We start from the raw sequence: 15,517 nt of genomic DNA on the forward strand, positions 1-15,517 counted from the left end.
GGGGGGAAGTTTGGGTTATCGATACGATTACCGTGAGCAGCAGTGTAGTGCTAATCGAACTTGCTATTTTTACCAGAACAACCAAGCGAAAAGCGTTAGTGCAGCAATACAGGCAATGTTTAATACGAAACCAATTCGCATCATTTCTTTTTGCTTGATATGACCCGTACCGAACACAATCGCGTTTGGAGGTGTTGCAACAGGTAACATAAATGCACAAGATGCAGCGACGGCAATCAGTGCAGAGAGAATAACCGGAGACATGCCTAAGGCTTCTGCAATGGTCGCAAATACAGGGACAAGTAGCGCAGCACTGGCGGTGTTACTCGCAAACTCAGTTAAGAAGACAACAAAAGCAACCACTGCAAGAATCGTTAAGAGAATACCGGCTTGCTCAAGGAAGCCTGACAAGCTATGAGCCAAAAATACGCTTGTTCCGGTTGCTTTTAGGACGTTACTCAGACAGATACCACCACCAAATAGGATTAACACACCCCAGTCGGTTGTTTTCTCAATATCTTTCCACTCGACGGCGCGAGAAGCACCAAGTAGAAGGATGGCGCCAATGGCTACAAGAGTATCGAACTTCGCGAAGCCACCCAGCATAGCGTTAATAGGCTTACTGAATATCCACAAAGTTACGGTCAGTAAGAAAATCGCCAACGTAATCATTTTGCCGTTTGTCCATTCGACTGGTTGATGGTCAAGGTCAAACTTGTGGCTAAGGTCAGGCTTAGTCATCGTGTACAATACGAGGATAGCGATTGGCATTAATACTAGGGAAATAGGTACACCAAACTTCATCCATTCAGTGAAGCTAAGGCCAACTTCAGCTGCTGCAATTGCGTTTGGTGGGCTACCAACCAGTGTTGCAATACCACCAATTGAAGCACTGTAAGCGATACCGAGTAGAACAAACAAAAAGGTGTTGTGGTTTTTCTTGGCGTCTAGCTTTGTCATCACACCCAGCACAAGCGGTAACATCATCGCGGCGGTGGCGGTGTTTGAAATCCACATTGACAGGCCAGCACTCACACCAAATAGCATGAATACAGCGACAGACATTTTTCCTCTTGCCAGCAATAGTACTTTATCTGCAATAGCTTGATCTAACTTTTGTTTATGTAGAGCCGCAGCTAGTGCAAAACCACCCAAAAATAGAAAAATGATGGAGTTGGAAAAGTTATTCAGTGCGGCTTGAGTGTTGAACACACCCAAAAATACCGCAAGTAGTGGTATGAGCAGCGCAGTAATGCTGACGTGAATCGCTTCGGTTAGCCACAAAATAGCAACAAAAACTAAGATGCTCAGGCCGGTTACTACTTGTGGTTCAAAGGGTAAGGTATTAAACAAGATAATGAACAATAGGATATTCGCGTTCAAAATCATGCTGTTGCGAGTGAAGAACCAATTCTTCAATGTCACAGCGAGTGCGGTCATGGGTAGTGCTCCTTTTGCATTGCCTTTTGTCGGTTTTTTTATGGCAAAGTAACTGACTTGTAGTTATTTATTGATGAAATGTTACTTTGAATGCGAAAAAGAGTTTTGCCTGAATCGTAGAGCAAATTAGAAAGTGTGATGTTGAGAATTGGAAATGGGTAGAAAACTACCCATTTGTTTTATAGAAATGTTACTAGGCTTGTGAGCCACGTTATTCCTCTATTCGACGGGGACTTGAAGAGGCTCGTTAGCTGCTTTATTTGGCTCTTTTACTGCGACGATAGGTTCTTGAGGGCCAAGAAACTTAGGCTGCGTATTGATAATGTACAGGTCTAAAAACGCTTTCACACGGGCTAGCAGTTCTCGAACACGCATCGATGTTTTTTGCTTGTTGGCCGTCGGCCCTGCTACCGCGAGACACTGCGCATCAATGCTGTAAGCATCAGCGATGAACAGTGCGCGTTCACAGTGAAAGCGCTGAGTCACAATCAGAAATCGCTCCGAAGCAAAAATTTTTTTTGCTCGTACAATCGAATCTAAGGTACGAAAGCCAGCATAATCAAGGTGAATCACTTCTTCAGGCACGCCTGCTTTAAGTAAGTCGCGTTTCATTGTCCACGGTTCGTTGTATGAACGGTGGGCGTTATCGCCACTCAATAAAAACTGTTTTACTTTGCCTTGGTTGTAAAGCTCAATCGCCGCATTAATGCGATGAGTGTAGTAAGTGTTGAGGATCTTTCCGATGTACTTACTGGTACCAAGAACTACGGCAACCTCATGTTGAGGGATTTGCTCGTATTCAGTGAAAATGCTCTCTTTGGCTTGTAAAACCACCCACCGGTCGATGGCAATAACAGAAACAAGCAGACTAAGTGCAGAGATCGACAAAATCAAAGCAAATCGCTTCCAGGAAAATTTCAGCTTCCACTTTGATCTTATGCGAGAAAACAACAAAACGTTTTATATCCTTAACTAAAAATGTAGTTCTCATCATATCTGATAGAAACAAAAAGAGAGAAGCCCATTTATGCCAAAATCTGGTTAGGATGATAAAAAAATAAAAGCCCCTACATGGTAGGGGCTAATTATTAAACGAATTGTCTCAAGCTTAGAACGCAGTGCGTTTGTAACGGCGGTAAACAGGTTGCCAGAACGACTGTTCAATTGCCACGTTCAATGCTTCATCAGTAATTTCTAATGCGACACCTTGTTCAATTGCCTTTTTACCAACGGCAAATGCGATTTTTTTCGATACTAAGTGGATCTCTTCTAGTGGTGGAAGTAGAGCCCCACGACCGTTGATTGCTAGAGGAGAACATGTTGCGAGCGCGCGGCTTGATTCCATTAGCATCTCGTCAGTGACACGTTTTGCATTGACAGCAAGTACACCAAGGCCAATGCCTGGGAAGATGTAGCTGTTGTTACATTGTGCAATAGGGTAAGTGCGACCTTCATGAACCACTGGCTCAAATGGGCTACCTGTTGCAACCAGTGCTTCACCATTTGTCCAACGAATGATGTCGTTCGGTGTCGCTTCCACGCGGCTTGTTGGGTTCGACAGTGGGAAGACAATCGGACGCTTACAGTGTTTATGCATTTCTTCGATGACTTCTTGGCTAAATAGGCCAGGAGCACCAGAAACACCAATTAGTACCGTTGGCTTGGCGTTACGCATAACATCGAGTAGTGAGAAGCCATTTCCTTCATTTTCCCACTCTTTCGTATTGGTATGCTTTTGCACCAAGCGTTGTTGGAAATCAAGAAGGTTAGGCATGCCTTCTTGTAACAGACCCCAACGGTCAACCATGTAAACTTGTGAGCGAGCTTGCTCGTCAGAAATTCCTTCCGATACCATTTGTGCGATGATCGCTTCTGCGATACCACAACCAGCAGACCCTGCGCCTAGGAAGGTAATACGTTGTTTAGAAAGCTGAGTTCCTGCTGCTTTACAAGCTGCAAGTAGAGAGCCAACAGTAACAGCTGCAGTACCCTGAATATCATCATTGAAGCAACACACGCGGTCTTTGTAACGCTCTAGAAGAGGCATCGCATTTTTCTGAGCAAAGTCTTCGAACTGGATCAAAGCATCAGGCCAACGGCGCTGTACCGCTTGGATAAACTCTTCTACAAATGCATCGTATTCTGCACCCGTAATACGAGGATGACGCCAACCCATGTACATCGGATCAGCTAAGCGTTGCGGGTTATTGGTACCCACATCAAGCACGATTGGTAGCGTGTAAGCAGGGCTGATACCACCACACGCGGTATATAGTGACAGTTTACCGATAGGAATACCCATGCCGCCGATACCTTGGTCACCCAAGCCAAGGATACGTTCGCCATCTGTCACAACAATCACTTTAACGTTGTGGTTTGCTGCGTTGTTCAGCAAGTCGTCAATACGGTCACGGTTCGGGTATGAAATGAACAGACCGCGACCACGACGGTAAATGTTAGAGAAGTTTTCACATGCTGCGCCAACAGTCGGCGTGTAGATGATAGGCATCATCTCAGAAATGTGATTTTGCACTAGGCGGTAATACAATGTTTCGTTGGTGTCTTGGATGTTACGCAGATAAATGTGCTTATCCATATCGCTTTCGAAACTTTTGTATTGCTGGTAGGCACGTTCCACCTGCTCTTGGATAGTTTCGGTCGACTCTGGAAGCAGACCTTCTAAGTTGAATGAACTACGTTCTTCAGCAGAGAATGCACTGCCTTTGTTCAAAAGAGGGGTTGCTAAAAGAGCCGGACCCGCATATGGAATATATAGTGGGCGTTTATCGTTGTTCATTGGGTGCCTTATGTAGGGTTGAAGGATGCGCATCAAATTTTAACGGGTTCACTATTTAGTTGTAAACATGCGTTGATGCACATCAATGTAATGTCGCAAAAAAATTCAGATACCGACGAAAATATCGGCAATATTGGTTGTTTAGAGATACCTAAAGCAGGATTTTTTTACTTGGGTATAATGTTTTGCATCATCAAATCAAATCCAATTTCTATGTTTCAACTACCTATCGACAGCCTGCAAGCCGAGTTTGACCATCATGTAAGCCTTAACCATCTTGTGGTGGAAGCCGAAACCGGGTCGGGTAAATCTACCCGCTTGCCCATGTGGGCGGCAAAACACGGACGCGTTCTGGTTATTGAACCACGTCGAATTGCTTGTACCTCGCTGGCTGAATTTCTTGCGGAGCAATCTGGAGGGCCAATAGGTCGCAAAGTCGGTTACGCGATCAAGCTTCATGCCTACTTTGATGAAAAAACCGAAGTTGTATTTGTGACTCCGGGGGTTGCACTGCGTTGGTTTTCGGAAAACAAGCTAGCAGACTTTGATGTCGTGATAGTGGACGAATTTCACGAGCGACGCTGGGATATTGATCTATTAACCGCCATTTTGAAGCAAGAAAATCAACATCGATTGATCGTCACTTCCGCTACCTTAGAAGGCGAAAAGCTTGCTCGTTACCTGAATGCTAAGCGCCTGAGTTCGGAGGGACGTTGCTTTCCAGTCACGGTGACACATCGTTCCACAGACAGCCGCTATTTACCGAACAAAAAGGGATGTGAACAGGAAGTTGTCGGAGCGGTAAAAGAAGCACTGGAAGATGAAGATGGCGATATTCTTGTTTTTCTCCCAGGACGTAAAGAGATCGCCCAATGCGCGCAGATGCTACAAAGCAGCAGTGATGTCATGGTGGTTAAACTTCATGCCTCGGTCAGTGATGAAGAACGACATCGTGCGCTGACGGTACAAAAGCAACGGAAAGTCGTATTGGCAACCAACGTCGCGGAAACCTCTCTGACCATTCCTAATATCCGTGTGGTAATCGATAGTGGTTTAGAGCGCAGAACTGTACAACGAAATGGACGTACAGCACTGACATTAACCAACATTTCTAAGGCCAGTGCCGCGCAGCGAATGGGGCGAGCAGGTCGCGTTACCGAAGGGGCTTGTATTCGTCTATATGGTGAGCACGCGCCTTTAGAGTTGGTGACACCTCCAGAATTACACAGAGAAGAGCTCGTCGAGCCCATGCTGGCAGCGGCTTGTTGTGGGTACCGTCTTTCAACACTCGATTTTCTCGACTCAATTCCTCCAAAGTCGCTAGAGGCATCTCATTCGACGTTGTTATCTATGGAAGCGATTGATGAGGATGGCAATGTCACGCAGCATGGTAGAAAAGTATATCCACTACCCATTGATGCACTGTTTGCCGATCTCGTTACCAGAATTCAAGCGAAGCCAGAGAAGGAAGCAATGATTGATTTGGCTGCCGCCTTATCTGTGCCTGCGCAGCTCTATCAGCGACAAAGAGGTGAAGTTGCTGAGCTTCTATCTCAAGAGGAGCCATACGGATGTGATGTCTCTTTGTTGATCCGTTTGGTTCGGGGGGAGCGACTTCCGGGCATTGTCATTGATGCCAGCGCACTCGAAGAGGCACAAGGTTTAGCGAAACAAATGCGAGAAGTATTTGAATTACCGGAACTTGACGTTGCCTCTCGATATAAACGTGAAGCGCTCTTTTTCTCCATCGCCTCATTGCACCCTGAGCTTGTGTTTGTCCGACGAGCTCGTCGAAGGGATGCTCTAGGAAATGGCGTAGTCGAGATGCTGGTTGGGCGTAACAGCCGCTTTCCTGACAAAGAAGAAGCGGCAATCGTGCTAGATAGCCATAGCGTGCCAGGACGAGGTGTTAAGCAAACACTAAACCTCGCATCGGTCATGATGCCTATCCCGCTGACATTATTACGCGAACTTGAATTTGGGGAGTGGCAACAAGGTGAGACGAATTATGAAGAAGAGACGCCAAGAGCAACAATGCATTTGGTCTACGCCGGGCGAACAATCTGTTCTGAACATCAAGCGTTACAAGGTGATGTTGCTGTTCAGTCTATTGTCGAAATGATAGAAGACGAGACACTGTTACCAGGATTTGCTTCTCAAAGAAAACAACAAATCCAACACTGGAAACTCTACAACGCATTGGGCCTTAATGTCGAAGGAGAAGAGGTTAACGACTTGGCCTCCTTGACATTTTCTAGCTGGTTAAAGGATCAGTTGGAAACATTAGGCGTTGAAAATGTCGATGATATGGCGTTGTTTGAACCGGAAGACTTAACATTTAACGGTGTTCCAGAATGGGAATACGACGATTTCACGGAGCAGTACCCTTTAGAACTTTCGCTGCCAGAACTCCAACTGGATGTTGAGTATTACGCGTCTCGCAAGCTAGTACAGGTCGTTTATCGAGAGGGAAACCGTAAGGGAGACCCGAAGCGTTGGGAGTTGCCACGCTGGGCTGGTTGGAAGATACAGTATAAAAAGGCCAGTCGAGTGATTGATGTGAAGTAGGTAGGCGGATGACGTTGTGACAAGAATTGATATTTTCTTGGTGAATCTATAATGATTTCATATTGATATCGTTACTTACGTGTTGTTTTTAGTTTCTTAATTGAAATATTAATCAATTGAATGCTTATATATGGCGAAGCTGTACATCAGTTGTTACAAAGCTGGTTTTAATATTTCCTTTTGCATGTAAATTAGTGCATAAAAGACGAATGTTTTATATCCCATTGCTATATCAAAACAGTTGAACGATATTTGGTATATCTCATTTTCGAGTGTCGGGGGCATAGAATGGATCAACAAGGAAAGACGTGCATTGAATTCGACTACACTAGCTTTTTAGGAGCGACAGGTAGTAAAAAATGGACCTTTTTAGAGGCATTTGCCACCATCGCGCCTATTTTCGGTTTGATGTGGAAACAGAACATTGCGGAATTGAGCAAGCCTGAAGATCGGTTGTGGGATGCCGCATTAAAATCGATGTCTTCTCGTAAAAGTGATGAATCCAATTTGGTCCGCTTAACCCAGCTAGCTAAACATGAAGGGATCAATGAATTGCGAGTCGTTATGCCATATTCGCTCGACGTTCAGCAAATCGAGTACATAGAATCTCGCAGTCAGTTGAAAGTGGACACGTCAGAACAAGATGTTCTTAACATCAAGTTTTAGGCTGAGTATTTCCACTGCATCGATGTACTACTTAACAATAGTGCAATGAAAAGCGACCTCAAAGTAGGTCGCTTTTTTATTTTGAGGTTTTTGTCACAGGTCTTGGAAATGTGATGAATATAGAGTATTTGCACTTAAATTAACAAAAATGTAACGTTTGGAAATGCAATTGTCATAACTAGCTTCTAACTTTGTGTTTTTAGGACAAATTACCGACTAAGTGGTTGGTACTGTAAGTTCGAATTAACGTCCCTTATTGGCACACAAGGATGATTGAGTCACCACGTCATTTGGGCATAAAAACAAGCACAATAAGAAAGGAAGTCAATATGTCTTTGTCTCGTCGAGACTTTATGAAAGCAGCCTCTTCAACTGCGATTGTTACCGGGCTGGTGGGCTGTGGTAGCGATGCTAGTGAATCTGTTGCGGTTACCTTTGAGCACGGAGTGGCGAGTGGAGATCCTACTCAAACACAAGTAATCATTTGGACTCGTGTTACAACCTCAGCGAGCTACGCAGATGTAAGCTGGCAAGTTTCATCTAACGAAAATTTTACTGATATCGTGCAAAGTGGCACTTTTGCCACAGACACGAGCCGAGATTTCACGGTAAAAGTCGATGTTCAAAATCTCAACGCAAATTCTCGCTACTACTATCGATTCATGGTTGGAGATGTCACTAGCGAAGTCGGGCAAACTCAAACATTACCAGAGGGTGGTGTAGAAAAGGCATCCATGGCCGTTGTTTCTTGCGCAAACTATCCTGCTGGTTATTTCCATGTGTATCGAGAGATTTTAAATCAACATGAGCAAGACCCGTTTGATGTGGTGCTTCATCTCGGTGATTACATTTATGAGTATGGTGCTGGTGGCTACGCTAGTGAAGATGCTGAGGCACTAGGGCGAGAGCCAAGCAAAGGCACTGAATGTATTACCTTAGATGATTACCGAAAACGGTATGCGCAATATCGCCAAGATGCTGATCTGCAAGCGTTACATGCGAGCCTACCAATGATTGCTGTCTGGGATGACCATGAGCTTGCAAATGATACTTGGAAAAATGGTGCGGAAAACCATCAAGAAGAGGAAGGCAGTTTTAATGATCGTCGTGCAGCTGCTGCCGCCGCGTGGACAGAATGGTTGCCCGTTCGTGAAAACACTTTCTCAAACATGCTGATTTACCGTCAGTTTTCGTTTGGAAGTTTAGTCAATTTGATGATGCTCGACACGCGACTTGTGGAGCGTGATAAACCGTTGGATTATTTCTCGCTCAGCTCACCAACGATGGAAGCTATTGGCGGTTTAGTTGCTCAGTCGCGCAGTCAAGACCGAGAGCTGTTAGGCGGTGACCAACTCGCTTGGCTGATGGATGCGTTCAGTACGCACGACGCAACTTGGAATGTGCTAGGGCAACAAGTGTTAATGTCTCGTATGGAGTTGCCAAGTTCGGTTATGACCGCGATGTTTCAATTGTTTACTGCCACTGAAGAACAAAAAACAGAGGCGTTATTAGCGGTAAACTCTGCGATTACGGGTTATCTCTCTGACCCAAGTTTAGATAACATTGCTTTGCCATATAACCTAGATGCATGGGATGGTTACTACGTTGAGCGAGAGAACGTTTATCAACTGGCCAAAGCCAGCAGTGGTAACTTTGTCTGTTTGGCAGGAGATACGCACAATGCATGGGCAAGTGAGCTTAAAGACGTATCTAAGCATCCTATCGGGGTAGAGTTTGCGACTAGCTCTGTGAGTTCCCCTGGGTTAGAGGCCTACCTCGCGTTAGACCCTGTCGCGATCGCTCAAATGGAATACACGCTGCCGCACTTAGTGTCAGAATTACAGTGGGCAGACATCAAACAGCGTGGCTTTATGCGCGTTATTTTTACGCCCGACAAGGCAGAGTCGACCTGGTATTTCGTATCAACGATTAAAGACAGAACATATCAGGTGACGACCAAGTCAGCCTCCACAACAGATGGCACTACGTTAAATATCGGCTAAACTTAGCCTAATACGAAAAAAGTCCGCAGGCTATTGCGGACTTTTTATTGGAAAGCGTTTAGCTAATCTAGCGACAGTGCTAGTCAATCAATCCGTATTCTTTGCTCAGTACTTCGATGATTTCCGCTTTCGGATTCTCACTCAAATGAATCGGCTTTCCTGTAATCTTCTCGGCAATACCAATGTAGGTGCTCGAAATCGCCATCAAAGATTCGACGGGTAAAGCATTATCACGAGCGAGTGCTTCGCGCTCTGGCATACGTTCTTTATTTAGCAAGATATCTGGGTCAGGGAAGTGGTTAAGTAGGAACTGGCGGAAACCTTCTTTTGAGTTCTCTACGATGTGACCTGCTTGGTATTCTTTAGCATCCCATATACGAGACGAGTCTGGTGTACCCACTTCATCCATGTAAATCAGCTTTTCATTGCCAGCAGCATCATGAACATAACCAAATTCGAATTTGGTATCGACAAAGATTTGGTCGATTTCTTCTAACGCTTGGCTGATAACGTTAAAGCCTTCTTTCAGCAGTTTTTCGTAGAGTGCGATATCGTCGGCACTTGAGAAGTTAAATGCTTCGTAGTTGTCTACGATATTTTGACGAGTAATATTAACGTCATCCGCTTCTGGCACACCGGGAATACCTTTTAGAATGCCTTTTGTGGATGGGGTCATTAGCAACTCTGGCAGTGCTTTGTCTTTTCCTAACCCTTCAGGAAGTTGGATTCCACAAAACTCGCGCTCGCCATTTGCGTAAGCGCGCCACATCGAACCCGTGATGTATTTGCGGCAGATGGCTTCGATTTTTACCGGTTTGGCTTTTTGTACAATCCAAACAAAAGGGTGAGGAATGTCTAGAATATGGCTATCTGCTAAGCCATTTTCTTTGAACAGTTTGAACCAGTGATTAGAAATCGCATTAAGCGCAGCCCCTTTACCCGGGACACCATTAAGACCACCTTCAGCATGCCAAATACAATCGAATGCAGAGATTCGGTCGCTAATCACCATGATAGCCAAAGGCGCATCTGGAGCGACATTGTATCCTTTTTCTTTGATCAGTCGGGCGCTGTCTTCTTCAGTTAACCAGTAAACTGAACGAACTTTTCCACTATGAACGGGGTTATGGGTGCGAATTGGCAGGTCGTCATTGACGGCAAGTACTTGATTAGCAAGGCTCATTGCGACATTCCTATCATCTTAATCAAACGTCAGAAAGAGAAGATATTCAGCAAAATGTGGGCGCTGAATAAATCGAATGTGGGCATCATACCAGAACTATTTTAACTCGCCAGAGAAAAAGCAAACGTTTGCTATCGATTGGTGTGATTTCTTATGAAAGAGCGTAGAGTTAAGTCTTTCTTAGTAAGACATTTATTAAATAGTAGAGGACACCTGTAATATCGTAAGTATATATTCAGGGTAACGCAGTAAGTTGAAGGAGACTCAGAATACTTTGACTTTTAGACAAGAAAAGAGCACTAAAGAAAACACTGCATATAATTATAGTTGTATCATAACGAGGATAACTTAGCTTAATCTAATTAATTTAAATCTAAATTATGTTGGCATCACTCTAATTTAAGAATGTTATGCAAAACCATATTGTTTTTTTTGTAAATTAATTCATAAATAAAAACGATTGCGCTCTAAGTTATTAATTTTTTTTGTGTTTTTTTTTACAGTTTTTTGACATTTTGCTTTGTTTTTTTTTGAATTTGTGTAGAATTTTCTGCTTATGTAATTCTTAATTAACACTGAAGTGATTGAATTTTTTGCTAATTTAGTAAGATGGAAAATGAAATTTTAATAGATTCAAGTTGTCAATATACAGTGATAAAGACGAAGTTTCTATCTTTGTATTAGCGTATTTTTAAGCTCTGTTAAGTGAAGTGTCAATAAGTGTGCCTTTATTTAGTCATTAAGGCTTCTTCTGGCATTATTTTATTTTTTATATTAAGAATGCAGGGTGTCCTTTTATTTTAATTATGTTTAAAATTTTGATTTTATAATGAAAAAAGTCCTGGTTTTTACTCTTCTAATCCTACTTGCCCCGACAGTTTACGCAGTTAGTTGGAAGTGGAGTGGTTATGTCTATATACAGAAAATTTACCCAAGTTCCGATGGGTTGAAATTTTTTCCAAATTATAAAGATGATTCTGTTTCCGCCTGTGATGGTGGCTCAAGATTCATTTTACCTCTTTCCACGCCAAATTATGAAGTAAAAGCAAGTGCATTGATTGCAGCTTTTATGGCTAATAAAAAAGTAACAATTGCTTATAATACAAAGCAAACAAAATCTTGTTCCGCCATTGTAGATAGGTTTATGGTTTCTGGTTAGTCTAAAATAACAGAATAAGTTAGAATTTTAATTTATATATAGGATGACTTTTCTAGTCTTATTTTTATACGGAAATAATCATGAGCTTAGATAATTAGTTAGAGTCTCGTTGCTAGAAAAATAAATAAGGTTCCCACATGTTCAAATCAAAGAGGTTTGGAATTTTCTCCATGATATTACCACTTGTTTTATCAACAGGGTCTGCTTATGCGAACATCCGAAAAGATATTGATATTATTGAGGTCGGACTGTCTAAAAACACTGGTAGAGTGTTTGTTAAGAGCTCAGTACAAGCTACAGATACAAACTGTTCAGATAAAGCACTATACGCAATGAAGTCAGGTACTCCCGAGGCTTACGTTTTTTATAGTGCCGCTTTGTCAGCAATGAAAGATAGAAAAAAAATGCGCATCCAATACGAATCGGATCAATGTCTCGAACAAGCCCCCAAGATCGATGTGTTTTGGAATCTAAGCTACTGAAGTGTAATAGCTTTAAAGTTGAATTCTAATGCAAATGATAATTATTGTTTTTTACAGTTGTAGGTATATGAGATATTTCTCGGTTCGCAAATCCGTAAAAATTGCGTTTCTCTCGCTTATTTCAGCGAGCCTATTTACAGGCCATGCGTTGGCATCAAGTTACGGTCTGTCAAGCAGGACTGATACTCAGGTGCGTCAGAGCTCCTCAAGCAACTTTGATGTTCTGGTACCTGCAAAAGCAAAAAATGGCATTTCCTACAATGTATTCAGTAAGTTTGAGTTAAGCGGCAAGCCTCTTACTGTTGTTAATACCGATGATACATCTGGTGGAGTGCGCGGTACGGGCAAAGCGGATTTAATTGTTATTGAGTCCAACAATATCTCCTTAAAAGAGCAGTTCTCGATTCTTGGCTCTCCGGTAGACATTCTATTTATTACACGAAGCGCAAGTGGCAAATTAACTTGTGAACAGTGTAGTTTTGATAATGTTGGTCGCGTGACAATGGCAGCCGCTTCGCCAAGTTACTCATCGAGCGCAAAAACTGTGAATAGCATTGGTGATTTAACCACGGTCGGTGGTGGAAAAGTCACGGTGAAGAGCTTGGTGTCACCGGGCCTTCAATCCTTGGAATTGATTGCAGATACCATTGATACCTCTGGCACAATTGATACTAACTTACGTGCGGAAAATCACCCTGAGTCAGGCATGATAATTGTCGATAGGGGGAGTAAGGTAGTAGGCGCAGGTGGCATCAACATGTTTACCGGTCGCCTTAAAGTCAGCTACGAAGATTTAGCCGTGAAGTCCGCAACATTGAGCTCTGCCTGGTCGACGATTAAAGGTAAATTCCGAGCAGCGACTATTGCGATTGCTAGCCCGAACAATATTGCGATAGATGCAGACATGAGCACCATGTCTGATGCACTAAGTACCAGTCAACATAACGGTAAACTTTATGCTCCGACTGAAGGTGTTTTTGTTCAGAGTTTGGGCAAATATAAGAGTAAGGAATATCAGAATATTCATGTAAAAGCCACTGCTAAATTGTCGTCAGATAATCACCTTTCGTTAAAAAGCTTGAGCAATATACACATACTAAAGCAGGGCAATAAGCAAGCAAAAGTGATTGGTGGTGATATGACTTTGATTGCTCGTCATGATGTGCATCAACAGGGTTATGTTGCTGCGGATGAAGTAAAAATATCTGCAAACCAGTTCATCAATACTGGCTTGGTAGAATCAGCAAACATTGATGTAGAGACGGAAGAATCTATTTACAACAGCTTTGGCGGCAAAGTGTTGGGTAAGAACGTGACACTTTACTCAAAGTCTGGAGCCGTAATTAATGGTTCTCGCGCAGATAAAGCCGTGTTCCTTGACAAGGCATTAACCATTGGCGGCGAAGGTTATGAGGTCAAAAAACAGTTTGGCATTTGGCAGGCGTTACAAGAAGATCCAAAAACAAAATCAAGGATAGATAATGCAAACAGCGCCAGTACTGTTTCCGCTTCAATTCTTGCAGATAATTTAGACATACAAGCGAAGATAATTGAGAATATCAATCCGTATCGCCTTAAAAAAGCCGACAGTGTCAACTGGGATGCGGGTATTCGAGTCAATGGCATCAAAGCTGACCAGGTCGCGATTGAGGCTGAGCGAAGCCTAAGACTGAAAGCCAGTAAATACGTTTTGAACTCATCTGCCATTATGGGGTTGAATGGTGGTGGCGAATTTTTAATTAACTCTCCGATTTTTAGTAACGAGCGTTACGAAATCAGTTTTGAGTCTTATCCTTACCGTGTTGTTGAATACAGTAAAGATGACAACAAAAAGAACGAGAAAAGTTACTACAAGTCTGGTACTGAAACAAAAATATTGACTTACTCACCGCCGGGGCGTGTATTTTCATTTGGTGACTTTCAGTTTAGTCGCGGTGGAACAAGCGACCCGAAAAAAGTGCAAAGCAGTAAGCTGTTTAACGAGGTTTCTTACTTCCAAGCATTTAAAGACGCGCGCTTCTTTAATAGTACGATTAAAAGCATTGGTTTAGAAATAGGTACAGACACAGAGAATACTGATTTTGAAGGTATGACGTCATGTTTGAACTATCGACGTTGTAATAGAGAGTACGTCACAACAAGAACAGAGGCTGAAACATTGCTTGCTTTTGAGGGGAATGTTTACGGTTTAAATGGAGAAATAGAGAACTCTACGGATTTGATCATTGATAATTTAAATTCATTATCAGAAATAGACCAGAAGGCTATTATCCATGATCTAATTGGTAGTTTTATAGAAGACAACAGGACGAGTCTAGATAAATATTACTTTCTCAATTCTTCAAATAAATTTGATACTTTTGTTTATGAATATAGAATTGATGATGTCAAGGTTGTAGGTGATTATATAAAAGGAAGTGTGTCTAATTATGTTGGATACTCAGAAAAACCTACAAATTGGCCGAAAGGTTATACATGGTCTGATGACTATTTAATTTTAACTAAATACAACTTTATTAAACCATATTCTTTTAGTATTAACTGGAAGGAGATTTATGATAAAAAAGAATCGGAAAAAGAGTTGCGTAGTAGTGGATATACATTAAAACAGTTAGATAAAGCCGCAGAAAACTACGCGAAATTACTAGATAATATAGAGGCAGAATATGCATCTTTCTCTAGAAATAACTTGGATAAAATAATTGACTACAAATTGTACCTTAATAAATACACTGCTAAATCATGGCCAGATATAGATGTAAGAAATGTCAATGTTACATTCAAAATTACTGGAAGCTACGACGAAGGGTGGGGGGACGCAGAAGGGGTTTGGACTTTTAACCATCATCTAGAGAGTTCTCTCCCTTTTTCTACTTTAAAAAAATTCATACCTCATGAAATGTTAAGTGATGGACAGCTAAACTTATACGAAACAAAAGTATTGAGTAAATATGAGGTACAGGAAGCAGCTGAAAACCTTATGTATACTAGGCTTTGGATGCCAAAGAGCACTATTAGTGCTCATCATCCATTATACATATGGATAAAGCCTGAATATGTGTCATATAAAATGGAAAATAATTATTACAAGGTAAATTATCAATATGCCTATAAGTATAAAGGTAAATATTACAAATCTGACATTAAAACTATTGCTGTCAGTAAGTTAGAGCTTGCTCACTATTTATAGTGAATAGGGATTATATTAATAACGCATAA

The 15,517-nt window shown here is 42.2% G+C and carries 10 protein-coding genes; 6 read left to right on the forward strand and 4 right to left on the reverse strand.

What is annotated here, in order from left to right; translation table 11 throughout:
* Positions 1-69: 69 nt before the first annotated feature.
* The 3 genes from R8O10_RS17145 to R8O10_RS17155 all read right to left on the reverse strand — a co-directional run bounded on the left by R8O10_RS17145 (position 70) and on the right by R8O10_RS17155 (position 4,237).
* Positions 70-1,440, reverse strand: a complete 1,371-nt coding sequence (locus tag R8O10_RS17145) for an SLC13 family permease (RefSeq protein WP_017634863.1) — start codon at positions 1,438-1,440, stop codon at positions 70-72.
* Between the two features lie 219 nt (positions 1,441-1,659).
* Complete coding sequence (locus R8O10_RS17150; RefSeq protein WP_005388862.1) at positions 1,660-2,394, reverse strand: vancomycin high temperature exclusion protein; 735 nt, start codon at positions 2,392-2,394, stop codon at positions 1,660-1,662.
* 154 nt (positions 2,395-2,548) lie between these two features.
* Positions 2,549-4,237: an NAD-dependent malic enzyme gene (locus R8O10_RS17155; protein WP_005377977.1), complete on the reverse strand. Its 1,689-nt coding sequence runs from the start codon at positions 4,235-4,237 to the stop codon at positions 2,549-2,551.
* A gap of 213 nt (positions 4,238-4,450) precedes the next feature.
* Between R8O10_RS17155 and R8O10_RS17160 the strand changes: the two genes are divergently transcribed.
* The 3 genes from R8O10_RS17160 (at position 4,451) to R8O10_RS17170 (ending at position 9,474) form a co-directional block, all read left to right on the forward strand.
* The gene (locus R8O10_RS17160) at positions 4,451-6,805 is read left to right on the forward strand and encodes a helicase-related protein (protein ID WP_318191561.1); all 2,355 of its coding nucleotides are present in this window, start codon (positions 4,451-4,453) and stop codon (positions 6,803-6,805) included.
* Positions 6,806-7,093: 288 nt separating this feature from the next.
* On the forward strand, positions 7,094-7,471 hold the full coding sequence (locus R8O10_RS17165; RefSeq protein WP_005377965.1) for a hypothetical protein: 378 nt from the start codon (positions 7,094-7,096) through the stop codon (positions 7,469-7,471).
* A gap of 329 nt (positions 7,472-7,800) precedes the next feature.
* Entirely contained in the window at positions 7,801-9,474 is a 1,674-nt protein-coding gene (locus R8O10_RS17170; RefSeq protein WP_213965332.1) for an alkaline phosphatase D family protein, read from the forward strand.
* 79 nt (positions 9,475-9,553) lie between these two features.
* Here R8O10_RS17170 and R8O10_RS17175 read toward each other — a convergent pair whose 3' ends face one another.
* Positions 9,554-10,657 carry a phosphoribosylaminoimidazolesuccinocarboxamide synthase gene (locus tag R8O10_RS17175; RefSeq protein WP_318191562.1) on the reverse strand — a complete coding sequence of 368 codons (1,104 nt, stop codon included), beginning with the start codon at positions 10,655-10,657 and terminating at the stop codon, positions 9,554-9,556.
* An 829-nt stretch (positions 10,658-11,486) separates the two neighbouring features.
* On the opposite strand from R8O10_RS17175, the gene R8O10_RS17180 reads away from it, so the two are divergent.
* The 3 genes from R8O10_RS17180 (at position 11,487) to R8O10_RS17190 (ending at position 15,488) form a co-directional block, all read left to right on the forward strand.
* Positions 11,487-11,816 (forward strand): hypothetical protein, encoded by a 330-nt coding sequence (locus R8O10_RS17180; RefSeq protein ID WP_318191563.1) that lies wholly within the window; start codon positions 11,487-11,489, stop codon positions 11,814-11,816.
* A 170-nt stretch (positions 11,817-11,986) separates the two neighbouring features.
* Entirely contained in the window at positions 11,987-12,298 is a 312-nt protein-coding gene (locus tag R8O10_RS17185; RefSeq protein ID WP_318191564.1) for a hypothetical protein, read from the forward strand.
* 28 nt (positions 12,299-12,326) lie between these two features.
* Positions 12,327-15,488 carry an FhaB protein gene (locus R8O10_RS17190; RefSeq protein ID WP_318191565.1) on the forward strand — a complete coding sequence of 1,054 codons (3,162 nt, stop codon included), beginning with the start codon at positions 12,327-12,329 and terminating at the stop codon, positions 15,486-15,488.
* The last annotated feature ends 29 nt before the right edge of the window (positions 15,489-15,517 follow it).

The organism is Vibrio sp. 1727 (assembly GCF_033344415.1).
Lineage (GTDB): Bacteria > Pseudomonadota > Gammaproteobacteria > Enterobacterales > Vibrionaceae > Vibrio > Vibrio alginolyticus.